This is a genomic window from Enterobacter cloacae complex sp. 2021EL-01169 (assembly GCF_020733125.1).
In the GTDB taxonomy this organism is placed as follows: Bacteria; Pseudomonadota; Gammaproteobacteria; order Enterobacterales; family Enterobacteriaceae; genus Enterobacter; species Enterobacter roggenkampii.
Genome location: NZ_JAJFTC010000007.1, coordinates 16,103 through 37,477 on the forward strand (window position 1 = coordinate 16,103; position 21,375 = coordinate 37,477).

At 54.0% G+C, this 21,375-nt stretch carries 24 protein-coding genes and 3 tRNA genes; 19 read left to right on the plus strand and 8 right to left on the minus strand.

Annotated elements, in window-relative coordinates; genetic code table 11:
• Positions 1–183: 183 nt before the first annotated feature.
• The 4 genes from prfC to LLF79_RS16870 form a co-directional block, all read right to left on the minus strand.
• Positions 184–1,773 (minus strand): peptide chain release factor 3, encoded by a 1,590-nt coding sequence (gene prfC / locus LLF79_RS16855; protein ID WP_008502076.1) that lies wholly within the window; start codon positions 1,771–1,773, stop codon positions 184–186.
• Between the two features lie 91 nt (positions 1,774–1,864).
• Positions 1,865–2,542: a pyrimidine 5'-nucleotidase gene (gene yjjG / locus LLF79_RS16860; protein ID WP_008502077.1), complete on the minus strand. Its 678-nt coding sequence runs from the start codon at positions 2,540–2,542 to the stop codon at positions 1,865–1,867.
• A 20-nt stretch (positions 2,543–2,562) separates the two neighbouring features.
• Entirely contained in the window at positions 2,563–3,006 is a 444-nt protein-coding gene (rimI, locus tag LLF79_RS16865; RefSeq protein ID WP_008502078.1) for a ribosomal protein S18-alanine N-acetyltransferase, read from the minus strand.
• Positions 2,975–3,388 (minus strand): DNA polymerase III subunit psi, encoded by a 414-nt coding sequence (locus LLF79_RS16870; RefSeq protein ID WP_008502079.1) that lies wholly within the window; start codon positions 3,386–3,388, stop codon positions 2,975–2,977. Before LLF79_RS16870 ends, rimI begins: the two co-directional genes overlap by 32 nt.
• Before the next feature lie 102 nt (positions 3,389–3,490).
• Here LLF79_RS16870 and rsmC point away from each other — a divergent pair, with 102 nt between their 5' ends.
• The 4 genes from rsmC (at position 3,491) to LLF79_RS16890 (ending at position 5,022) form a co-directional block, all read left to right on the plus strand.
• On the plus strand, positions 3,491–4,519 hold the full coding sequence (rsmC, locus tag LLF79_RS16875) for a 16S rRNA (guanine(1207)-N(2))-methyltransferase RsmC (RefSeq protein WP_008502080.1): 1,029 nt from the start codon (positions 3,491–3,493) through the stop codon (positions 4,517–4,519).
• Between the two features lie 172 nt (positions 4,520–4,691).
• Positions 4,692–4,778 (plus strand) — tRNA-Leu (locus LLF79_RS16880).
• A 28-nt stretch (positions 4,779–4,806) separates the two neighbouring features.
• A tRNA-Leu gene (locus LLF79_RS16885) sits at positions 4,807–4,893 on the plus strand.
• Between the two features lie 42 nt (positions 4,894–4,935).
• Positions 4,936–5,022, plus strand: a tRNA-Leu gene (locus LLF79_RS16890).
• Between the two features lie 39 nt (positions 5,023–5,061).
• On the opposite strand, the gene LLF79_RS16895 is transcribed toward LLF79_RS16890, so the two are convergent.
• Positions 5,062–5,331, minus strand: coding sequence for a DUF1435 domain-containing protein (locus LLF79_RS16895; protein WP_175441116.1), 270 nt, complete (start codon positions 5,329–5,331; stop codon positions 5,062–5,064).
• A gap of 215 nt (positions 5,332–5,546) precedes the next feature.
• Between LLF79_RS16895 and LLF79_RS16900 the strand changes: the two genes are divergently transcribed.
• Complete coding sequence (locus tag LLF79_RS16900) at positions 5,547–6,611, plus strand: GGDEF domain-containing protein (RefSeq protein WP_227879942.1); 1,065 nt, start codon at positions 5,547–5,549, stop codon at positions 6,609–6,611.
• Positions 6,612–6,706: 95 nt separating this feature from the next.
• Entirely contained in the window at positions 6,707–7,495 is a 789-nt protein-coding gene (gene fhuF, locus LLF79_RS16905; protein ID WP_021240589.1) for a siderophore-iron reductase FhuF, read from the plus strand.
• A gap of 83 nt (positions 7,496–7,578) precedes the next feature.
• Here the strand turns inward: fhuF and LLF79_RS16910 are convergent, their stop codons facing one another.
• Complete coding sequence (locus tag LLF79_RS16910) at positions 7,579–8,925, minus strand: PTS cellobiose transporter subunit IIC (protein WP_008502084.1); 1,347 nt, start codon at positions 8,923–8,925, stop codon at positions 7,579–7,581.
• 328 nt (positions 8,926–9,253) lie between these two features.
• Here LLF79_RS16910 and LLF79_RS16915 point away from each other — a divergent pair, with 328 nt between their 5' ends.
• A complete protein-coding gene (locus LLF79_RS16915) occupies positions 9,254–9,712 on the plus strand; it encodes a YbaK/EbsC family protein (RefSeq protein ID WP_008502085.1) in 459 nt (152 codons plus the stop codon).
• Positions 9,713–9,750: 38 nt separating this feature from the next.
• Here LLF79_RS16915 and bglJ read toward each other — a convergent pair whose 3' ends face one another.
• The gene (bglJ, locus tag LLF79_RS16920; RefSeq protein ID WP_032622978.1) at positions 9,751–10,386 is read right to left on the minus strand and encodes a DNA-binding transcriptional activator BglJ; all 636 of its coding nucleotides are present in this window, start codon (positions 10,384–10,386) and stop codon (positions 9,751–9,753) included.
• Positions 10,383–11,120 carry a response regulator transcription factor gene (locus tag LLF79_RS16925; RefSeq protein WP_227879943.1) on the minus strand — a complete coding sequence of 246 codons (738 nt, stop codon included), beginning with the start codon at positions 11,118–11,120 and terminating at the stop codon, positions 10,383–10,385. Before LLF79_RS16925 ends, bglJ begins: the two co-directional genes overlap by 4 nt.
• A gap of 410 nt (positions 11,121–11,530) precedes the next feature.
• On the opposite strand from LLF79_RS16925, the gene LLF79_RS16930 reads away from it, so the two are divergent.
• The 12 genes from LLF79_RS16930 to LLF79_RS16985 all read left to right on the plus strand — a co-directional run bounded on the left by LLF79_RS16930 (position 11,531) and on the right by LLF79_RS16985 (position 21,314).
• The gene (locus LLF79_RS16930) at positions 11,531–12,307 is read left to right on the plus strand and encodes a threonine/serine exporter ThrE family protein (protein WP_021240591.1); all 777 of its coding nucleotides are present in this window, start codon (positions 11,531–11,533) and stop codon (positions 12,305–12,307) included.
• Positions 12,298–12,771 carry a threonine/serine exporter gene (locus LLF79_RS16935; protein WP_008502089.1) on the plus strand — a complete coding sequence of 158 codons (474 nt, stop codon included), beginning with the start codon at positions 12,298–12,300 and terminating at the stop codon, positions 12,769–12,771. The genes LLF79_RS16930 and LLF79_RS16935 overlap by 10 nt, the downstream gene beginning before the upstream one ends.
• Before the next feature lie 67 nt (positions 12,772–12,838).
• Complete coding sequence (locus LLF79_RS16940) at positions 12,839–13,480, plus strand: TetR family transcriptional regulator (RefSeq protein WP_008502090.1); 642 nt, start codon at positions 12,839–12,841, stop codon at positions 13,478–13,480.
• Between the two features lie 41 nt (positions 13,481–13,521).
• Positions 13,522–13,974, plus strand: a complete 453-nt coding sequence (locus LLF79_RS16945; protein ID WP_023293337.1) for a MarR family winged helix-turn-helix transcriptional regulator — start codon at positions 13,522–13,524, stop codon at positions 13,972–13,974.
• An 84-nt stretch (positions 13,975–14,058) separates the two neighbouring features.
• Entirely contained in the window at positions 14,059–14,487 is a 429-nt protein-coding gene (locus LLF79_RS16950; protein ID WP_008502092.1) for an organic hydroperoxide resistance protein, read from the plus strand.
• 148 nt (positions 14,488–14,635) lie between these two features.
• Positions 14,636–15,181: a primosomal protein DnaT gene (dnaT, locus tag LLF79_RS16955; protein WP_227879944.1), complete on the plus strand. Its 546-nt coding sequence runs from the start codon at positions 14,636–14,638 to the stop codon at positions 15,179–15,181.
• Entirely contained in the window at positions 15,178–15,915 is a 738-nt protein-coding gene (dnaC, locus tag LLF79_RS16960; protein WP_008502094.1) for a DNA replication protein DnaC, read from the plus strand. The genes dnaT and dnaC overlap by 4 nt, the downstream gene beginning before the upstream one ends.
• An 83-nt stretch (positions 15,916–15,998) precedes the next feature.
• Positions 15,999–16,481, plus strand: a complete 483-nt coding sequence (locus tag LLF79_RS16965; RefSeq protein ID WP_021240596.1) for a DUF2501 domain-containing protein — start codon at positions 15,999–16,001, stop codon at positions 16,479–16,481.
• 270 nt (positions 16,482–16,751) lie between these two features.
• Complete coding sequence (gene opgB / locus LLF79_RS16970) at positions 16,752–19,043, plus strand: phosphatidylglycerol--membrane-oligosaccharide glycerophosphotransferase (protein ID WP_227879946.1); 2,292 nt, start codon at positions 16,752–16,754, stop codon at positions 19,041–19,043.
• Positions 19,044–19,223: 180 nt separating this feature from the next.
• Positions 19,224–19,862 carry an EAL domain-containing protein gene (locus LLF79_RS16975; RefSeq protein WP_021240598.1) on the plus strand — a complete coding sequence of 213 codons (639 nt, stop codon included), beginning with the start codon at positions 19,224–19,226 and terminating at the stop codon, positions 19,860–19,862.
• Between the two features lie 178 nt (positions 19,863–20,040).
• Complete coding sequence (locus LLF79_RS16980; RefSeq protein ID WP_023293340.1) at positions 20,041–20,535, plus strand: spore coat protein U domain-containing protein; 495 nt, start codon at positions 20,041–20,043, stop codon at positions 20,533–20,535.
• A gap of 2 nt (positions 20,536–20,537) precedes the next feature.
• Complete coding sequence (locus LLF79_RS16985; RefSeq protein WP_227879948.1) at positions 20,538–21,314, plus strand: molecular chaperone; 777 nt, start codon at positions 20,538–20,540, stop codon at positions 21,312–21,314.
• Positions 21,315–21,375 lie beyond the last annotated feature (61 nt).

The window sequence follows — 21,375 nt, forward strand, 5'->3', positions numbered from 1 at the left end:
ATTTATCCACGCCCGGTGTTAAACACTGAGTTAAATATAGATCACTCTCACAGAGCCGCTTTCAGAATTGGGTAAAAAATGGGCGAATAGCGTGAAATTGCGTTGAATTAAGAACATTCCGCAAGGGATTAATAAGACAGGAAATAAAGAAGAGCACGGCGAATGCCGTGCTCTGAGAGGGGATTAGTGCTCGCGGGTTTTACGGAACTGAACGTCCGGATAACGTTCCTGCGTCAGGTTCAGGTTGACCATCGTTGGCGCGATATAGGTCAGGTTATCGCCGCCATCCAGCGCCAGCTGAACTTCATTCTTACGCTTGAATTCTTCGAATTTCTTCACGTCAGAACACTCAACCCAGCGCGCGGTCGCGACGTTCACCGATTCGTAAATCGCTTCTACGTTGTATTCGCTCTTCAGGCGCGCAACGACCACGTCAAACTGCAGCACGCCGACCGCACCCACGATCAGATCGTTGTTCGCAATCGGGCGGAACACCTGCACGGCGCCCTCTTCGGAGAGCTGAACCAGGCCTTTCAGCAGCTGTTTCTGCTTAAGCGGATCGCGCAGACGAATGCGGCGGAACAGCTCCGGCGCGAAGTTCGGAATACCGGTGAACTTCATCATTTCGCCCTGGGTGAAGGTATCACCGATCTGGATGGTGCCGTGGTTGTGCAGCCCGATGATGTCGCCCGGATAGGCCTCTTCAACGTGCGAACGGTCACCCGCCATAAAGGTCAGCGCGTCGGAGATGACAACGTCTTTCCCGATACGCACCTGGCGCAGCTTCATGCCCTTTTCATATTTACCGGACACCACGCGCATAAAGGCCACGCGGTCACGGTGTTTCGGGTCCATGTTGGCCTGAATCTTAAACACGAAGCCGGTGAACTTCTCTTCTTTCGCTTCCACTTCACGGGTGTCGGTTTTGCGCGGCATCGGCTGCGGCGCCCACTCCACCAGACCGTCGAGCATGTGGTCAACGCCGAAGTTACCCAGTGCGGTACCGAAGAAGACCGGGGTAATTTCGCCGCTCAGGAACAGCTCTTTGTCGAATTCGTGAGACGCGCCCTTGACCAGCTCCAGCTCGTCGCGCAGCTGCGCGGCCAGCTCTTCGCCGACCGCCGCGTCCAGATCCGGGTTGTCCAGACCTTTCACGATGCGCACTTCCTGAATGGTGTGGCCTTTACCGGTCTGATACAGGTAAGTTTCGTCTTTATAGAGGTGATAAACCCCTTTGAACAGCTTACCGCAGCCAATTGGCCAGGTGATTGGCGCACAGGCGATCTTCAGCTCGTTTTCCACTTCATCCATCAGCTCCATCGGATCGCGGATGTCACGGTCGAGTTTGTTCATGAAGGTGAGGATCGGCGTATCGCGCAGACGGGTCACTTCCATCAGCTTACGGGTACGATCTTCTACACCTTTCGCGGCGTCGATCACCATCAGACAGCAGTCCACCGCCGTCAGGGTACGGTAGGTATCTTCGGAGAAGTCTTCGTGGCCCGGGGTGTCCAGCAGGTTCACCAGGCAGTCATGATACGGGAACTGCATCACGGAGGTGGTAATCGAAATACCACGCTGTTTTTCCATCTCCATCCAGTCGGATTTTGCATGCTGGCTGGAGCCACGGCCTTTAACGGTACCCGCAGTCTGAATCGCCTGTCCGAACAGCAACACCTTCTCAGTGATGGTCGTTTTACCGGCATCCGGGTGCGAGATAATGGCAAAAGTGCGGCGCTTGGCCACCTCTTGCAGATAAGGAGACAACGTCATAATTAAATCTTCTTTTATAAGCGCGGCAGCACGCCACGCATCATGGAATACAAAATTGCGGCTATTTTACCCATCAACGGGGGGCAGGCAATCATTGTTTACACAGGAGTTGCTCCAGTTCGTTCAACGACGTCACGGTCCAGGTCGGCTCGATGCCTTCAGGCTTCACGCGGCCATGCGCATTGAGCCAGACGGTCGACAGACCAGCCTTCATGCCGCCCAGAATATCTGACTCTGCGGTATCCCCCACCATCAGGACACGATCGCGGTCGGGATTGCCAGCCTGCGCCAGCGCGTAGTCGAAAATTCGCGGATCCGGCTTCGGCACGCCAACCTCTTCCGAGATCACCAGCGCGTCAAAATGATCGCGCAGGCCGGTGCGCTCAAGGCGGATCTGCTGCAGGGCGGTAAAACCGTTGGTGATGATCCCCAGTTTCACCTTACCTTTCAACGCATTCAGCAGGGAAACCGCGCCCGGCAGGGGCGCACAAATATCGGCCATAGCGTTGAGGAAAGCCTCGTTCAGCGTTCCCGGACTGACCTTTAAGCGTTCCGCCCAGACGTCAAAGCGCTGGTGCTGAAGCTGTAACGCGGTGATGGCACCGTTCTGGTAATCCACCCACAGCGGTTTGTTGACCGCCTGATAGTCCTGAAAATCTTCAGCGGTGAAGGTTACGCTATAGTCGAGAAACATCCGCTGCAGGCCGCCGAACGAGTCGAACGTAAACAGCGTTTCGTCGGCATCAAAGAAAATCCAGTCCCATTTCATCGTTACAACCTTATTTTTTATTATCCAATCGGCAGAGCCATTATGATGGCGTCTTCACGTCCCTCTGCGGTGGGGTAGTAGTTACGGCGGATTGTCGCCTCGTTAAAGCCTAAGCTTTCATAGAGCGCGATAGCGGCGACATTCGACGCGCGCACCTCCAGCCACAGGGTGAAAACGTCACGGGTTTCGAGCTCACGGATGAGATGCTCAAGCAGTTCTCTTCCCAGCCCGCGGCGCTGAAACGCGGGATCAACCGCGATATTAAACAGCGTCGCTTCATCAAGAACAACCTGCGTGATCGCGAAAGCGGCCATGGTGCCGTCAACGTCCAGGCGGTAGTTCAGATACCGTTCGCCCTGATTGCTGGCGAAGGTTTTTTCGCTCCACGGAAACGCGTGGGCGCGTGTTTCAATCGCGAACGCGGTGGACAGGTCAGGCGTCGTGAGGGAAGAAATCGTGTTCATATTCGCAGATTTGTTGCCATAGCGCGCTGCGCGCTTTTGGGTTGGCTTTCAGTTCGTCCAGCGCTGGCGAGCAGATCTGGCTCCCCTGAAGAGAGATCTCATTTGCCTCTCCGATACGCCAGCTGTTACAGCGGCTATCAGGAGGCAGCATCGCGACACGCTCTGGCGTCAGCGGTAAAACCTGGTCGGCCGTCAGCTTCAGGCTGCGAAGGACATCACCGATCAGGGGGTCATTCAGGGCAGGCAGTTCTTCCGCCACCATCACCAGGCGAACGTGCGCCGGGATGGAGATGGCGATTTCGCCCTGCAACGCCGTCGGGCGACGCAAAGCCCACTGGGTGATGCCCAGCTGCTGCAACTGCCAGTCTCGTCGGGATGTCATAGGGAAAACTCCTGTCTCTCAGGCGCGCAAATATAGCAAATGTGTCGAAAGTGCGCCATCTACCTACTATAATCCCCGCCTGAGTTTATTGAGGAACAATTCATGTCTGCATTTACCCCGGCAAGTGAAGTCTTGCTGCGTCACAGTGATGATTTCGAAGAAAGCCGTATTCTGTTTGCCGGAGATATGCAGGATGACCTGCCCGCGCGTTTCGACTGTGCTGAAAGCCGTGCCCACACCCAATACTACCACCACTGGCAGGTGCTGAGCCGCCAGATGGGCGAGCGCGCGCGCTTTAGCCTGGTGGCAGAGCAGAGCGATATCGCCGACTGCGATACGCTGATCTACTACTGGCCGAAGAATAAACCGGAAGCCCAGTTCCAGCTGATGAACCTGCTCTCCCTGCTGCCAGTCGGCTGCGATATTTTCGTGGTCGGTGAAAACCGCAGCGGCGTGCGTAGCGCGGAACAGCTGCTGGAAGGCTACGCGCCGCTGAATAAAGTCGACAGCGCTCGCCGCTGTGGTCTGTACCATGGCCGTCTGGAAAAACAGACAACGTTTGATGCGCAGGCATACTGGGACGAGTACCAGCTTGACGGCCTGACCATCAAAACCCTGCCGGGCGTGTTCAGCCGTGACGCGCTGGATACGGGCAGCAAGCTGCTGCTTTCCACCCTGACGCCGCACACCAAAGGCAAAGTGCTGGACGTAGGCTGCGGTGCGGGCGTGCTCTCTACCGTGCTCGCCAGCCATTCGCCAAAAGTGCGCTTAACCCTGTGTGACGTGAGCGCCCCGGCGGTTGAAGCCAGCCGCGCAACGCTTGCCGCAAACGGCATTGAAGGCGAAGTCATTGCCAGCAACGTCTTCTCCGACATCACCGGTCGCTTCGACATGATCATCTCTAACCCGCCGTTCCACGACGGTATGGAGACCAGCCTGGAAGCGGCACAAGCGCTGATCCGTGGCGCAGTTCGTCACCTCAACAGCGGCGGTGAGCTGCGTATCGTCGCGAACGCCTTCCTGGCATACCCGAAAGTGCTGGATGAAACTTTTGGCTTCCACGAAGTTATCGCCCAGACCGGCCGCTTTAAGGTCTACCGCACCGTGATGACGCGTCAGGCCAAAAAGTAATCGCCTCCCCTGTAGGCCGGATAAGCGAAAGCGCCATCCGGCTATACACGGCGCGTCCATCGGCCATTTTTGCATCAATCAAGGCATCACGCGCACTTTTCTGTTGACGTAAAGCTGAAAACATCTAGAATGCGCCTCCGTGGTTACGATACTTTTACAGTATCGATGGTATGCGAAGGTGGCGGAATTGGTAGACGCGCTAGCTTCAGGTGTTAGTGTCCTTACGGATGTGGGGGTTCGAGTCCCCCCCCTCGCACCATAAATCACGATGATATTGCTCGCACTGGGCGAAGGTGGCGGAATTGGTAGACGCGCTAGCTTCAGGTGTTAGTGTCCTTACGGATGTGGGGGTTCGAGTCCCCCCCCTCGCACCAACGAGGCGATATCAACATAGCAATAAAGAGTAAGATGACTGTGCGAAGGTGGCGGAATTGGTAGACGCGCTAGCTTCAGGTGTTAGTGTCCTTACGGATGTGGGGGTTCGAGTCCCCCCCCTCGCACCAATTATCTTACAACCCCTCTGAATTTCTTCTTTATCCCTGTTATTTCAAACTCATTAGTATCACCAGAATTCCGCTGACCAGCGCGACACAGGATGGCAGTAAAACAAAGTGACGTAACTGCTTATGCCAGATCATGCCTGACGTGACTAACAGTCCTGACGCGATGATGACTTTCCAGGTATCGAGAGAGAGATCGGCAAACGTCAAACCGCCGAGAATGGCTCCCGGTAGCAGTACCCCCCAACCACTGCCCAGCGCTCTGTTCAACATGCTTTTCCCTCTATCAACGATAATGATAACCAATATCATATAACAAAAATTATCATTTGCCAGCTGAATGAATCAAAATCCATCGACCTTTACCTTTCCCGTAATGACAGGAATTGTCTAAGGTGATAAATTGCGCACCTGTTAACAACGTCTAAAGATTTTCTGATAATTACTCTTTGAGTTTTTTGCATATTTTATTGCGAAATAACACCTATTTATCTGTTTTAATTAAATTTTAATAAAAACACGCGACTATGACATCACAATCCTGGCGGTCTTTGGTTCACAGAAAATATCAATTATCGTTACGTTTATTTTTATTTCTGAACGCAACCTCGGCAGTGTTCTCGGTAACAAATCCGCTCAATTCTGTACGCCTGTTTTCTGCCCCTCTGATTGCTATTTTCGCCATCAGTACTGGCCTGTTCGTCTGGCACTGGAGAAAGCGCGCGCGGAAGATAAATATTCCTGTCGTTTCAGCGATCTTCGGTATTTTATGGGCCTGGCAAATTGTCTCCAAATTCGCCTTAATTACTCAGGACCATGCGACGTATTTGCTAATTGCTCTTTTAACGGTACTTTTTATCGGCACGCTGTCGTTCGCCAGTAATATCAAAGCGTTTACGCTGCATTCATTGCCCACCTTTATTGTCTGCCTGTGGTTAAGCGATCACGATATATGGCTGCGAATGACCTATTCTTTCGCACTTCCTGTGGTGGCAATTGCTATTCATAACATTTTGCAAAGACGCAACGACCGTTTCGCTCAGGAGCTGCTCTCTCGCCTTCTGGAAGAACGAGAAACCCTTACCGACCTCAGCATGATGGACCCGCTTACCGGGCTCTATAATCGTCGCGGTCTGCAAAGCCGTCTGGAGAATCTGCCCACGGTAGAAAATGGCGAACACTTTGTCCTGCTGATGGATATCGACCACTTCAAAGCCTATAACGACCATTACGGCCATATGATGGGCGACCAGGCGCTGAAGCGCGTCTCTGCGGCAATCCGTGACGCCGTACGTTCTCGCGATATTGTGGCGCGTTTTGGTGGGGAAGAGTTTATGGTGCTGCTGACCAACATTTCACTCGAACACGCTCGCCAGACGGCCGAGCGGATCCGTCAGAAAGTGTATGATTTGAAAATCCCGCATCTGTTTAACGAAAGCGTCGCGACAAACGTCACTATCAGCATTGGCATCGCCATTTTTGAGGATGAAGACGTGGAAGGCGCGCTGGAAAAAGCGGACAAAGCCCTCTATGAAGCAAAGCATATGGGACGCAATAACATTCTGTTAAGCGAAGAGATTCAGACGGCATAAACCTACCGACGAGGTCACCAGGACAAAAGTCTTGCCATTGGTATGAGCAATAGTTAGGATTGGCAATCATTATCATTTAGATTTCTATCTATACTATGGCCACGCATACCGCACACATCGTCGAACCTCTCCTCTGGCGAGCGCCGCTCACCAGCGGGAATGCTTCGCTTGCAGATGCGATACGGGAAAAGATTGCGGAAACGCGTGCCCACCTGCTGGACTTTATCCGGCTTGATGAAGCGCCCCCGTCCCACGCGATGACGCTCTCAGAGTGGCGCCAACCGTCTAAGCTGCAATCACTGCTGGCCACCTATTCCGACCATATCTATCGCAACCAGCCTACCCTTACGCGGGAAAATAAACCCCTGCTCTCCCTCTGGGCGCAGTGGTATATCGGGCTGATGGTGCCTCCGCTCATGCTGGCGCTGTTAACACAGAAGAGCATGCTTGAACTCTCGCCGGATAATTTCCACGTCGAGTTTCACGAAACCGGACGTGCTGCCTGCTTCTGGATTGATCTCCACGAAGACCACAGCGCTGAACGCCTCACTGCTCAGGAACGTATGGAGCGGCTCATCACGCAGGCCCTGATCCCGGTGGTGGAAGCGCTGGAAGCGACGGGAGAGATTAACGGGAAGCTTATCTGGAGCAATACGGGCTATTTAATCCACTGGTATTTAACGGAAATGAAGCCGCTTCTCGGTGATGAGAACGTTGAGGCCCTGCGTCAGTCCTGTTTCTTTGCAAAGCAGCTTTCCGATGGCCGTGACAACCCGCTATTCCGTACCGTCGTGCTCCGTGATGGGCTTCTGGTTCGCCGCACCTGCTGCCAGCGCTATCGCCTGCCGGACGTTAAGCAGTGTGGGGATTGCACGCTGAAGTAAAGCAGTGATTTGCCCGGTGGCGCTTCGCTTACCGGGCCTACAAAAACAAAAAACGGCAACCTGGGTTGCCGTTTTGTTTTTACCTAGGCCACCTGCTGATTGTCCTCTTCCGCGCTACGCTGCGCTTCTTCCGCTTCCTGCTCCAGCAGCTGCTTCTCATACACTTTGAAGAACGGGAAGTAGATGATCGCCGATACGCAGGCCAGAACCACAACCAGAATCGCCGCGCGGAAATCCCAGCCCAGGGCCCACGCTGCGCCTATCGGTGCCGGTGCCGTCCAGGGGACCACGGAGATAACGCGGCCTATCAAATCAAACGTCATCGCCGCCCACGCCAGAACGGCGTTAACCATCGGTGCCAGCAGGAACGGGATAAAAAACACCGGGTTCATCACGATTGGCGTACCGAAAATGACCGGCTCGTTGATGTTAAAGAAGCTGGGTACTACGCTCAAACGCCCGATAGAGCGTAAATGCGCTGAACGGCTACGCAGATAGCAAATCACCAATCCCATCGTGGCGCCCGACCCGCCAATTACGATAAAGAACGTCCAGAACGCTTCCATAAAAATATGCGGCAAAGGCTGACCGGCGGCCAGCGCGGTCTGGTTTGCGCCAAGGTTCGTCAGCCAGAACATCTGCAGCATCCCGGAGACGATAGCAGCACCGTGGATCCCGGCGAACCAGAGCAGATGACCAATCAACACGGCCAGCAGGATCGCAGGCAGGGAATCTGCCGCGGAAACCAGAGGTTTAAAGACCGACATAATGGCCTGCGGGATCAGCATGCCAAACTGAGACTGAATCACCAGGCTCAGAGGATAAAGGGTCACCACCACCACCAGCACCGGGATCAGCAGATCAAAAGAGTTTTTGATCATCGGCGGGACCTGGTCCGGCAGACGAATGCCGATGTTATGCGCTTTGAGGAAACGCATCATCTCAACGCAATAAATCGCCACCAGAATCGCGGTAAAAATGCCCGTTCCCCCCAGACTGTCGACAGGGAGCGTGCCTTTGGTTTTCGGTGCCGCGACCAGCAGAAACGCCATCAGCGACAGCATGGCGCACATAAAGGGGTCCAGCTGATGAGATTTGACGTAGTGTTTGCCAAGGTTATAGGCAATGGCGGCACAGATATAAATGGACATGATGCCCATCGTCATATCAAACGGCGTCAGGATTTGGCCTTCAAACTGCTTCGCCATATCCAGCCAGGCGCGGGCGAAACCCCAGGTGGTATCAGGCGAAAAAGGTGGGTAAGCAAAGACTAACAAAAACGAACCCACAATCATAAACGGCATCGCGGAGATGAACCCGTCACGAATCGCCATAACGTGACGCTGGGAAGAGATCCGCCCGGCTATCGGGCTGACGTAATTTTCGACGAAACGGAATATCAGATTAAACGCAGCATGGTTGGCAGACATGGCAGATCTCCTGTCAGACGTTTGTTACGGGCACATACGCGCCGCACGTTGTTCCATACATCAGCTTCACAACCTTGCTGGCTTGCCAACCAGCGGTACTGCTCAGACGAAATGGTTTCATATTTGGCTCTTATTATTGGATACAGGGGACGTTACGTACTCAGTATTAATCTACGCTCCGCGCTCTGCAACCGGTTACTGTAACCGGTTTCTGTGATTGTGAAGAGGATCCAGAAATCAGCCGTTTGGGGTATTTGTTACTTAAGAGATATTTACAGAGCATAAATTCTTATGACAGATTACGCAGGATATTTGTCAGGAGGAAACAATGAGTTTGCAGTCTGTACAGCAGTTTTTTGCCGACAACGCGCCGGATATAGACGTTATTGAGCTTAGTCAAAGTACTGCTACCGTTGCGTTGGCTGCTGCCGCCCATCGTGTCGAGCCGGGACAAATCGCCAAGACCCTGTCACTCAAGGTTAAAAATGAGGTGATCCTGGTGGTGGCGAAAGGCGACGCGCGTCTGGATAACAAAAAGCTCAAAGACACGTTCGGTGCGAAAGCGCGCATGCTCAGCAGTGATGAAGTGGTGACCATTACCGGTCATCCCGTTGGCGGTGTATGCCCGTTCGGACTGGAAAACCCGCTCGCGGTATATTGCGATATCTCTTTGAAGCAGTACGCCGAAGTGCTGCCCGCCGCAGGCGCAATTCACAGCGCTGTGCGCATTTCACCTGACAGAATGGCAGAACTGACTTCCGCAAAATGGGTGGATGTCTGTATCTGATTGACGCGCCAGAGTATATCTGGCGCGCAAAAGACGGGTTATAAAAATGTGGGCGTGAGGAGAGCCAAACATTGCGGCTCTCTTGCAGGAAGATGCGTAATAATATCCGCCGCATCGAGCAACCCTACGTCTGAATTCACACCCAGTTTCACCATCGCATTAAACTTATGTGCCCGAATGGTCTTAATATTCCGTTCAAGCTGTGCCGCGATTTCAGGGATGGAATACCCGCAGGACATATAACGCAATATTGCCCGTTCTGTGGGGCTTAGCATCCTGTTCTGACTCCGGTACCAGTGATTCAGCATATTGTCATTGATGCGCAGCGTTTCGCTCAGCAACTCCACGAGTTCCTTCTGCAGATGCTCAAGCGTCACCGATTTACTGACTACTCCGTGCAGGCGCGATGGCGAAAGATGGCTAATTAGCCGTGCTTCCATCTCGTCAGAAACCAAAATGATGCGCTGGATATGACCGTGCGTAAACGCCAGATCCCGCAGGTGCGCCAGGCAGTTACGGCGCTCCTCTCGCGCATCGGAAAGGGAGTAGATCAGCGAGAAAAAATTAACGTGATGAAGTGCATTCTTAAAACTGTCAAATTCACTAAACAGGTGTAGCTGATAATGGCTCAGGCCGGGCATCGCAAAAAGATGCTGTAGCCCGACGGCACTCATCGCGCAATTTTCGATGATGGCGATATGTCTTGTTGAATCGGTTTTTTCCATTCCTCGAACTCTCCATAGGCTGATAGCAAACTCAGCTCTCTCATTCCCTGTGTACTGTTGATCCAGGCATACATATCCGCATTACTTCGTAATGACAGCCGTCGCATCGCACTGTTTTTCTGCGCACTGATGGTTTTATTGCTCTTCTTGAGCAATGTGGCGATTTGGTTAATCCCCCATCCTTTCCCTAACAGACGCAGGACCTTACGTTCGGAGTGCGTGAGCGCGATAACGTGTTCATTTTCATTCTCCGTACTCTGTGGTTCCGGAGTTAATAACGTCTGGCTAATCCGCTCTGCCCGCTCGCTACCGGCCCGAATAGCGTTAACCACGCCTTCAATAGGCTCCATGTCAGAAAGCAACGTGCTTTCCGGGCGCATAAGTAACTCAACCGCAATAGGGTAAAGCGGCCGCGAGACTAAAAAGATCCAGTGAATATCCCGGTATTGATTCAATAAACCGTAATACTCTTCAAGCGCACCCCGAGGGTTTCTGTATTCGCCTGAAATATCGGCAATAATGACGTCCGCGCGGCGCAACTGGAGCAGCGTTAATTCCTGCAATGAGCAGCAATAGCTCAATTCAAATTCGGGGAAATGACGTGCCATCAGGCCCCCTAACCCGTTTTGCATCACGGGCATCCGGCTAATGACAACGCCATGCTTACCATGCAATGACAACATAGACCCTCCGTGTCCATTTTTCATTTGATGAGTAACGTTAAAACGCATCAACGTATGAGTATTTTCGTCCCTGAGTGTAAGACTGGTTAATACAAGCAGAAGATGAGATGTATGCTTAGTTTAAGAAATGCCTAAACAGCAGTAATATCTCACAAAGCGAAACAAAAATTAATTGTGGAGACATTAAAATAACGACAATATAAAATTAGAATAACTAAATACAAATATTTTATATTTTGGTATTTATAATTCATGGTATTGATAAATTAATCCCTTCCCCCTTCCACGACACGGACTGCAACTGTTTGCACAAACCTTGATCTGGCCCACAGCAAGAGGGACTGCACTCTGTGCTAAAAGTACCCACTATGGGTTAACAGAAAACTATCCATCTTTTTTCAGGACAATACATGCAGGCAGAGCGGTCAACGCAGCGTGCTATCACGCGGCTATGTATTCAGTGCGGTCTTTTTCTGCTCCAGCACGGCGCGGAAAGCGCGCTGGTTGAGGAGCTTTCCACCCGGCTGGGGCTGGCGCTAGGGATGGACAGCGTCGAAAGCGCAATCTCATCCAACGCCATTGTGCTGACCACAATCAAGGACGGTCAGTGCCTGACCTCCACGCGCAAAAACCATGACCGCGGCATCAACATGCACGTCGTGACCGAAGTGCAGCACATTGTCATCCTTGCAGAACATAAGCTTCTCGATCTCAGTGACATTGAAAAACGGTTCAACCAGATCAAGCCATTACGTTATCCGCGCTGGCTCGTCGTGGTGATGGTAGGGCTCTCGTGCGCCTGCTTTTGTAAGCTCAACAAAGGCGGCTGGGACGGTGCAATCATCACCTTTTTCGCCAGCAGTATCGCCATGTATGTTCGCCAGCTGCTGACGCATCGGCAGCTGCATCCGCAAATTAACTTCTGCATTACCGCGTTTGTCGCCACCACGGTTTCCGGTCTGCTGCTGCGCCTGCCGCAGTTTGCCAACACGCCGACCGTTGCCATGGCCGCCAGCGTGCTTCTGCTGGTCCCGGGCTTTCCGTTGATCAACGCTGTCGCCGACATGTTTAAAGGGCACATCAATACCGGCCTGGCTCGCTGGGCTATCGCCAGCCTGCTGACGCTGGCGACCTGCATCGGCGTGGTCATGGCCATGACACTTTGGGGGTTACGCGGATGGGCGTGATCGATTTTCTGCTGGCGCTGGCGCAGGACATGCTTCTGGCCGCCATTCCTGCCGTCGGCTTCGCGATGGTATTTAACGTACCGCAACGCGCGCTGCCGTGGTGTGCGCTGCTGGGCGCGATTGGCCATGGCTCGCGAATGGTGATGATGACGACGGGTTTTAACATCGAATGGTCAACATTTATGGCATCCATGCTGGTCGGCAGTATCGGCATCCAGTGGTCGCGCTGGTATCTGGCGCATCCCAAAGTATTCACCGTTGCGGCCGTGATCCCCATGTTTCCGGGGATATCGGCCTATACCGCGATGATTTCCGCGGTGAAAATCAGCCATTTCGGCTATACCGAGCCTCAGATGATCCTTCTTCTCAGCAACTTTCTTAAGGCCTCGTCCATCGTCGGCGCGCTCTCCATCGGGCTGTCGATCCCCGGCCTGTGGCTGTACCGTAAACGCCCACGCGTTTGATATTTGTGTTATTTCGCTGCCGTGGAGATAATCCGTCTGGTCCGTTTGGTGAAAATAAGGAAAGGATGTGGCTAACCCTGGCAGCGAACACCCCGAGCACAGTGAAGAATCCAGCCTGAAAGAGAAAATCTTTCAGAGCGCCATCGCGCTTTTTGCCGAGTATGGATTGAACGGTGCACGGATGGAGCAGATCGCAGAGAAAGCGGGCACCACCAAACGCATGGTGGTTTACCATTTCAAGAATAAAGAGAACCTCTATCTCCTCGTACTTGAACATGTTTACACCCAGATTCGCGCCAGCGAAAAAGCGCTAAGCCTGACGGGAATGCCCCCGGTCGAAGCGCTGGTCAATCTGGTTGAAGCCACCTTTGACTATCATGCCGACCACCCTGACTACATCCGGATTATCTGCATGGAAAACATGCAGCGCGGCCGCTTTATGCAGCAGTCGAGCTATCTCCGCCAGGTCAACCGCAGCGCGCTCGATCTGCTGGAGGAGATCCTGCGCCGGGGGAAAGAAAAACAGCTCTTCAGTGAGACGGTTGACGCCCGCGATCTTCATCGTCTGATAAGCAGCTTCAGCTTTCACTACGTTGCCAACAGCTACACCTTTACGCTGCTGTTTGAAGAAGGCGCAGACGAGCAGGCGCAGCGCCAGCACTACCGTAAAATGGCCGTTCAGGTGGCGCTCCGTTACACCTGCCCATAAAATTGCTTGCAATTAAATCGTACACTATCTATATTCATCTCATGAACGCGAAAACGAACGATGCAACCGCTGCGCTCAAGCTGGATAACCAGCTCTGCTTTGCCCTCTATTCGGCAAACCTGGCGCTTAACAAGCTGTACCGGCAGCTGCTGGCACCGCTGAACCTGACCTATCCACAATATCTGGTGATGCTGGTGCTGTGGGAGCAGGATGATATGACGGTGTCGGACATCGGTGAACGGCTGTTCCTTGACTCTGCGACCCTGACGCCGCTGTTGAAACGTCTGGAAAGCGCCGGGCTCATCAACCGCCACCGTTCGCGCAAAGACGAGCGTCAGGTCGCCGTCACCCTGAGTGAAGCGGGACGTGAACTCCAGCAGCAGGCATTGGGTATCCCCCATGCGGTAGGTTGCGCAGCGCAGTGTGATACAGACACCTTGCTGGCGCTCAAACAGCAGCTCGAACTTTTGCGACAACAGCTACACCGCGCGTAACGCTATACTTTACGCGTCCTTATTTACCTATATATATCGTACGCTATTTAATAGCACACATTTAAACAAGATGAGGAGCCTGCCATGTCTTTAGAAAAAGTTGTTTATACCGCCAAAGCAAAAGCCACCGGTGGCCGTGACGGTCGTGCCACCTCCTCCGATGGCGTACTGGACGTCAAACTGGGTGTGCCAAAAGAGATGGGCGGCATGGGGGGAGACGTGACCAACCCTGAGCAGCTGTTTGCCGCGGGCTACTCTGCCTGCTTCCTGGGCGCGATGAAGTTCGTGGCCGCACGCGACAAATTTACCCTGCCAAAAGATGCCTTTATTGAAGGCGAAGTGGGTATTGGTCCGCTGCCTACCGGTTTTGGTATCGAAGCAAAACTGAACATCCATGTTGAAGGTATGGATCCTGCGGAAGCTAAAAAGCTGGTCGATGCGGCACACATTGTTTGCCCGTACTCTAACGCGACCCGCGGCAACATCGACGTCACGCTGAACATCATTGCGTGATAACTGCCTGATGGCGCTGCGCTTATTCGGCCTACGACTGTAGCCCCGGTAAGCGCAGCGCCACCGGGGAAATCCCCTCCTTTCCTTTCCCCTCTCTGTGCTACCATAAGCCCCTATCACGCCCGTAGTCATCAGTAGAGTAAGCGTTATGTCCTCCAGAATTCTGACCACCAGCATTGCTGGTATTGATGCCTTTATGCGCGACCCACGCGGTGTGTTGATCCACGCCGAAGGCGGCACGGTTGCGGTTTTTGCCGACAACGCGCCGTCGTTTTACGCAATCACACCGGAACGTCTGGCACAGCTTCTGGAGATCGAAGCGCAATTGGCACGCCCGGCAAGCGATGTCACGCTGGATACCCAGTTCTTTGATGAACCGGTTAACGTTCCCGTGACCGTTCCGATGGGTAAATTTGCCCTCTATGCGGGCTGGCAGCCGGATGCAGATTTTCAGCGGCAGGCAGCGCTGTGGGGCATTGCGTTAACCCAACCCGCCACAGCGGAAGAGCTTGCCGCGTTTACCGCCTGGTGGCAGGCGGAGGGTAAAGTGTTCACCCATATTCAGTGGCAGCAAAAGCTCGCGCGTCATCTTCAGATTACCCGCGCCGGCAACAACGGCCAGCCAAAACGTGATATCAATGCCTTTTCAGAACCGGATAAACAGATCCCCAGCGGATTCCGAGGTGCGAAATGAAGAACGTCGGCGACCTGATGAAACGTCTGCAAAAAATGATGCCTGCCAACGTGAAGCCTGCATTCACCACCGGTGAAGAGCTGCTGGCGTGGCAAAAAGAGCAAGGCAAGATCCGCGCCGCCGCGCTCGCCCGCGAAAATCGGGCGATGAAAATGCAGCGCACCTTTAACCGTTCCGGTATTCGTCCCCTGCACCAGAACTGCTCGTTCGATAACTATAAAATTGAGACCACCGGGCAGATGAACGCGCTTGCCGCCGCGCGGCAGTACGTGGATGAATTCGACGGCAATATCGCCAGCTTCATCTTTAGCGGCAAGCCGGGCACCGGCAAAAACCACCTTGCTGCCGCCATCTGCAACGAGCTGCTTCTGCGCGGTAAATCGGTCCTCATCATCACCGTGGCCGATATCATGTCCGCGATGAAAGACACCTTCAGCAACCGTGAAACCAGCGAAGAACAGCTGCTTAACGATCTGAGTAACGTCGACCTGCTGGTCATCGATGAGATTGGCGTTCAGACGGAATCCCGCTATGAAAAAGTCATCATCAACCAGATTGTCGATCGCCGCTCCTCGTCCAAACGCCCCACCGGCATGCTGACAAACCACAACATCGACGAGATGACCCGCCTGCTGGGGGAACGCGTCATGGACCGCATGAAGCTGGGTAACAGTCTCTATGTCATCTTCGACTGGGACAGTTACCGCAGCCGCGTCACCGGGAAAGAGTATTAAGACAGTTCCAGGAATCGCCGACAGGTCGCAGGTATATACTGGAACCCCTTCGGCCCAAAACGGACCTTTTTGAGAGAGCCATGATGAAAAAACAGATTCTAATCAGCACCTTTTTAGGCGCGCTGCTGGTAACCGGCGCAGCGCAGGCGGCGTCCTGGCAGGAGTCCCTGTCAAGCGCAGCAAATGAGCTGACCAAAGAGAGCAGCAGCACGCAGGGCGGACTCTCCGCCTCTTCCCTCACCAGCCTGCTGGGCAACAGTTCCCAGAGCCTGAGCGCGGGGACGATGAACAACGCGGCGGGGATTCTGGAATATTGCGCGAAGCAAAAGCTGGCCTCCGTGACCGACGCGCAAAATGTAAAAAACCAGGTGCTGGGTAAACTGGGTCTGGATACCCAGGAGCAAAAAGCGGACACCAACTACATGGACGGCATTCAGGGCCTGCTTAACGCGCAGAACGGTCAGCAGCTTAACCTGAGCACCCTCGGCAACTCTTCTCTGGCCAAACAGGTGAAAACCAAAGCCTGCGATCTGGTGCTGAAACAAGGCGTTAATTTCATCTCCTGATCCACCCCATTTTCTGCCACAACACGCCGCGTTTAGTGCGATAGTCTTGCAGCGCGGCGCTAAATGAGCGTTTTTCCTGCCTGCCACCGTCTCAGCGTCCGTTTGTCAGGATGTGCACATCTTCATAAAAACGATTTTCTAAACCAAATCCTAACAACAGCACACTTTCGTGACACTAAAATTGCAGCTTAACGACATCGCAATTACATTGTAACACCCAAAAAATAAACAGTTAGCCAGCGAAGCACCTGGCGTCATGAGGATATGCTGTTGTCAGAATTCTTGTCTCTTATCCTTTTTCTGGCTTCTGTCGGCGTTTACGCCTGGAAAGCCGGCCGTCACACCTGGTGGTTTATCGCCACGCTGGTGGTGCTCGGCATTTTTATTATTTTAAACATTACCTTATACGCCAGCGATTACTTTACCGGTGACGGTATTAACGATGCGGTGCTCTACACCCTGACGAACAGCCTGACGGGCGCAGGTGTGGGTAAGTACATACTTCCGGGGCTCGGCCTTATCGTCGCGCTGGTGATGATTTTTGGCGCGCTGGCCTGGGTGCTGCGTCGCCGTCGCCATCATCCACACCATCATGGCTACAGCCTGCTGGCGTTATTCCTGGCGCTGGCCTCCGTCGACGCCAGCCCGGCGTTCCATCAGATCACCGAGCTGGTGAAATCCCAGTCGCGCGATGGCGATCCGGATTTCGCGGCTTACTACAAAGAGCCGTCGAAAACGATCGCCAACCCGACGCTCAATCTGGTCTATATCTACGGTGAAAGCCTGGAGCGCACCTACTTTGATAACGATGCCTTCCCGGACCTGACGCCAGATTTGGGCGCGCTGAAAAATGAAGGTCTCGATTTCAGCCACACCATGCAGCTGCCCGGCACGGATTATACGATTGCCGGGATGGTTGCCTCCCAGTGTGGTATCCCGCTGTTCGCGCCTTTTGAAGGTAACGCCTCAGCCTCCATGTCGACCTTCTTCCCGCAGAATATTTGCCTCGGCGATATCCTGAAAAACTCCGGCTACGAAAACTATTTTATGCAGGGAGCAAACCTGCGCTTCGCCGGAAAAGATGTGTTCCTGAAATCCCACGGTTTTGACCACCTGTACGGCTCAGAAGAGTTAAAAACGACGGTTGCCGATCCGAGCTACCGCAACGACTGGGGCTTCTATGACGATACGGTACTCGACGAAACCTGGAAGAAATTCGAGGAGCTGTCCCGCGCGGGCAAGCGTTTCTCTCTCTTTGCGCTGACGGTGGACACTCACCATCCGGACGGGTTTGTCTCGCGCACCTGCAAGCGCAAAAGCTATGACATTGATGGTAAAAACAATAAATCATTTAGCGCCGTCACCTGCAGTCAGGAGCACATTGCCGCGCTGGTCGAGAAAATCAAAGCCTCGCCCTGGTTTAAAAACACCGTCATCGTCGTCTCGTCCGATCACCTGGCGATGAAAAACAGCGCGTGGGACCAGCTCAACAAGCAGGATCGCAGCAATCTGTTCTTCGTCCTGCGCGGCGACCAGCCGCAGCAGGAGGAGATCGCCACCAAACGCAACTCCATGGATAACGGCGCCACCGTGCTGGACATTCTGGGCGGCGACAACTTTATTGGCCTGGGCCGCAGCACGCTGTCGGGGCAATCCCTGTCGGAAGTGTTCCTCAACATGAAGGAAAAAATTCTCGCCTGGAAGCCAGACATCATCCGCCTGTGGAATTTCCCGAAAGAGATGAAAGACTTCACCGTCGATCGGGATAAAAACACCATTGCCTTCTCGGGCAGCAACTTCCGCCTGCCGCTGCTGGTACGCGTGTCGGAGGGTCGCGTTGAGCCGCTGCCAGAAAGCGAGTATTCCGCGCCGCTGCGCTATCAGCTGGCCGATTTTGCGCCACGCGATAACTTCGTCTGGGTCGACCGGTGCTACAAAATGGGCCAGCTCTGGTCGCAGCCGCTGGCGCTCTCTACCGACTGGTGTGTTTCTCAGGGCCAGCTCGGCGGCGAGCAAACCGTGCAGCACGTGGATAAGGCAAACTGGAAAGGCAAAACCGCCTTCAACGATACGGTGATTGATACCGCGCGCTATCAGCGTAACGTCGACATGCTGAAAATCGTCGACAACGATATTCGCTACAAAGCGGACAGCTTTATCTTTAACGTGGCCGGCGCGCCGGAAGAAGTGAAACAGTTTAGCGGCATCTCGCGGCCGGAGTCCTGGGGACGCTGGTCCAACGCGCAGCTGGGCAATGAGGTGAAAATTGAGTACACCCATCCCCTGCCGGAACAGTTCGACCTGGTGATCACCGCCAGGGCCTATGGGCCGAATGCTAACAAGCCCGTCCCCGTGCGCGTGGGCGATCGGGAGCAGACGTTAACGCTTGGAAACGACGTGAGCACACAAACGCTGCATTTTGAGAATCCTTCGCGCAGCAATACCCTGGTGATTGTACCGCCGGACCCGCAGTCCACGAATGAGGGAAATATTCTTGGGCATTCGCCGCGCGAGATCGGAATTGGCATGGTCGAAATCAAAATCATCAGCAAAGCGGGTTAATGCGCGTCGCGCCCGGCGTTCTGCCGGGCGCTTATGAAAATAAATAATCCTTTATAAATCTTATAAAATAGATAAAAACACTTTATATAAGCCATTTTTATCTATAAATATCCTGTCAAAATTCAAATCCATAAAATGTGCAGCTCCTGAAATCACCACGGAGCGTTACGCACTTTTATCATGCTAACCGGCTATAAGTTCGAATCCATCCGGGCACTGCGCAGTGAAAATGTGATTGCCTGGGAGGTATTGTCCACGGCAAAGCCCCACGTCAATCTTGAAGATTACTTTGGCTCGATGACCGCGACCCAGCGTAAAGCGCACTTCTTTGCGCAGCTTCGTCACGCCATGTTTTGCAAGGATGGCGACAAGTATTACCTCAATGCGACATCGGATTTACTGCTGGACACGGACTTCCTCGACAGGCTCAAAGAAGAAACACCCTGCCCGGAGAGACTTGCTATCGAGGTCACCGATCTCCATTCGATGGTACAACTCGACGATACGCAAAGCCGGGCGCTGCGGAAATGCATCGCAACGCTCCATCAGTGGGGGATAGAAGTGTGGGCAGACGATGTTTGCGAAGACCTTCTTCCCGAACTTCTGACCAGCCAGATCCGCTTCTGCGGCATCAAAATTGACAAACATACCTTCTGGAACGGACGGACCGAGCAGGCGAAGTTTCTGCATCTCACCCGCCAGTGCAAGCGCGTCGCCAGCAAGGTGCTGATCGAAGGCATTGAAACCGCAGGTGATTTCGCACTGGCCCGCGCCAGCGCGGCCGATTACGGCCAGGGCTATCTGTGGGGCAGAAAATGACCCCTCTCATTCCGAATGCTGGCGATATGGTCATCGTTCTGCGCGGCAATGCCTGTTTATGGCCTTGCCCCACTTGTTGCTGCCACAACCTGGCGGCATTCCATCAAAAACGCTGCCTGCTGGACGCTCAGTCATTCGCTTTGTAATTGCACTGTTACTCACGTCAGGAAATAAGATCATGAAAATTATTCCCACCGTTGTATGTTGTTCCGTTCTCCTGCTTCCTGCTGCTGCGATCGCCGCAGACAGCACCGCAAGCGCGACGATGCACGTATCACTTGAGGTCGTGAAGTCGTGCACCCTCAAAGCCAACGACCTCAACTTCTCGCGTCACGGCTCCGATGAGTCGAGCGAAATCCAGGCCAAAACGCAGGTCGATATCGTCTGTACCAACGGCACGCCGTTCACTCTGACCGCCACCAGCAACGACGGCGAAAATGGAACCTTCTGGCTGAAGCCGGAAAACGGCGACACGGGCGCGCAGAAGATTGCGTGGAAGCTCTTTGCTGACGAAGGCAAACAGACGCAAATCACCGGCACGAATGGGCTGGACGATACCGGCAACGGTGCGGAACAGGAAGAAACGCTGTATGGCGTGATTGACGCCGGGGCGCTGACAACCGCCCAGGCAGGTACCTACAGCGACGATATCACGTTAAAACTGGAGTACTGATCGTGCGTCGCTATCTTTCCTGCTTCATTCTGTGGCTCATGATGCTGGCGCTGCTGTCACGCTACGCGCTGGCCGCCACGCTTCAGGTGGCCCCGGTAACGCTCGATCTGCAGAGCGACCAGCGGGCAGCGGCGGTCTATCTCACTAACAGTGGGAAAGCGGCCATCCCTGCGCAGATTCGGGTGTACGAATGGACGCAAAAAAACGGTAAAGATGTGCTGGTGGCCACCGGGGAGGTGGTCAGCAGCCCGGCGATGACATCACTGGCGCCGGGCCAGCAGCAGCTGGTGCGTATTATCGTCATGCAGCCCGGCATCCGTGCACAGGAGCAAAGTTACCGGCTGGTTATCGACGAACTGCCGGACGCCACGTCCCGTGCCGCCAATCCCACCGCGGTGCACTTCCTGCTGCGCTACTCGATTCCGGTGTTTATTGCCGGTAACCAGAGCGCGCCCGTCAGCCACGATGCCCTGAGCTGTGAGCAGTCTGAAATACCGGCCACCCTTCGCTGCTTTAATGCCGGAAACCGCCACATCCGTCTGAGCCACCTTGAGGCCCTGACGGCCGATGGGCAGGTTGTAGGGTCGATTAAAGGCCTGGCGGGCTATGTGCTCCCGGGACAAACCGCCCTTTTGCCGCTTAAACACGCTTCACGTCACGCGCTCAGCACGCTGCGCGTCTATCTCAATGATGACCACCATGCCAGCCAGATACCCCTGCGCCCGCTCGCTTCTCGCGCTCCTGTTTTGGCTACCGCTCATGCTGTCAGCCCGGACTGAACCCGCCGACACCGTACAATGGCTGGCCATTACCGTGAACCACGCCCCGCGAGGCGAGCTC

Bases quoted from the DNA above. Each gene is read 5' to 3' on its own strand.
- prfC (WP_008502076.1), bottom strand. From the start codon at position 1,773: ATGACGTTGTCTCCTTATCTGCAAGAGGTGGCCAAGCGCCGCACTTTT.
- yjjG (WP_008502077.1), bottom strand. From the start codon at position 2,542: ATGAAATGGGACTGGATTTTCTTTGATGCCGACGAAACGCTGTTTACG.
- rimI (WP_008502078.1), bottom strand. From the start codon at position 3,006: ATGAACACGATTTCTTCCCTCACGACGCCTGACCTGTCCACCGCGTTC.
- LLF79_RS16870 (WP_008502079.1), bottom strand. From the start codon at position 3,388: ATGACATCCCGACGAGACTGGCAGTTGCAGCAGCTGGGCATCACCCAG.
- rsmC (WP_008502080.1), top strand. From the start codon at position 3,491: ATGTCTGCATTTACCCCGGCAAGTGAAGTCTTGCTGCGTCACAGTGAT.
- LLF79_RS16895 (WP_175441116.1), bottom strand. From the start codon at position 5,331: ATGATATTGGTTATCATTATCGTTGATAGAGGGAAAAGCATGTTGAAC.
- LLF79_RS16900 (WP_227879942.1), top strand. From the start codon at position 5,547: ATGACATCACAATCCTGGCGGTCTTTGGTTCACAGAAAATATCAATTA.
- fhuF (WP_021240589.1), top strand. From the start codon at position 6,707: ATGGCCACGCATACCGCACACATCGTCGAACCTCTCCTCTGGCGAGCG.
- LLF79_RS16910 (WP_008502084.1), bottom strand. From the start codon at position 8,925: ATGTCTGCCAACCATGCTGCGTTTAATCTGATATTCCGTTTCGTCGAA.
- LLF79_RS16915 (WP_008502085.1), top strand. From the start codon at position 9,254: ATGAGTTTGCAGTCTGTACAGCAGTTTTTTGCCGACAACGCGCCGGAT.
- bglJ (WP_032622978.1), bottom strand. From the start codon at position 10,386: ATGAGTGCCGTCGGGCTACAGCATCTTTTTGCGATGCCCGGCCTGAGC.
- LLF79_RS16925 (WP_227879943.1), bottom strand. From the start codon at position 11,120: ATGTTGTCATTGCATGGTAAGCATGGCGTTGTCATTAGCCGGATGCCC.
- LLF79_RS16930 (WP_021240591.1), top strand. From the start codon at position 11,531: ATGCAGGCAGAGCGGTCAACGCAGCGTGCTATCACGCGGCTATGTATT.
- LLF79_RS16935 (WP_008502089.1), top strand. From the start codon at position 12,298: ATGGGCGTGATCGATTTTCTGCTGGCGCTGGCGCAGGACATGCTTCTG.
- LLF79_RS16945 (WP_023293337.1), top strand. From the start codon at position 13,522: ATGAACGCGAAAACGAACGATGCAACCGCTGCGCTCAAGCTGGATAAC.
- LLF79_RS16950 (WP_008502092.1), top strand. From the start codon at position 14,059: ATGTCTTTAGAAAAAGTTGTTTATACCGCCAAAGCAAAAGCCACCGGT.
- dnaT (WP_227879944.1), top strand. From the start codon at position 14,636: ATGTCCTCCAGAATTCTGACCACCAGCATTGCTGGTATTGATGCCTTT.
- dnaC (WP_008502094.1), top strand. From the start codon at position 15,178: ATGAAGAACGTCGGCGACCTGATGAAACGTCTGCAAAAAATGATGCCT.
- LLF79_RS16965 (WP_021240596.1), top strand. From the start codon at position 15,999: ATGAAAAAACAGATTCTAATCAGCACCTTTTTAGGCGCGCTGCTGGTA.
- LLF79_RS16975 (WP_021240598.1), top strand. From the start codon at position 19,224: ATGCTAACCGGCTATAAGTTCGAATCCATCCGGGCACTGCGCAGTGAA.
- LLF79_RS16980 (WP_023293340.1), top strand. From the start codon at position 20,041: ATGAAAATTATTCCCACCGTTGTATGTTGTTCCGTTCTCCTGCTTCCT.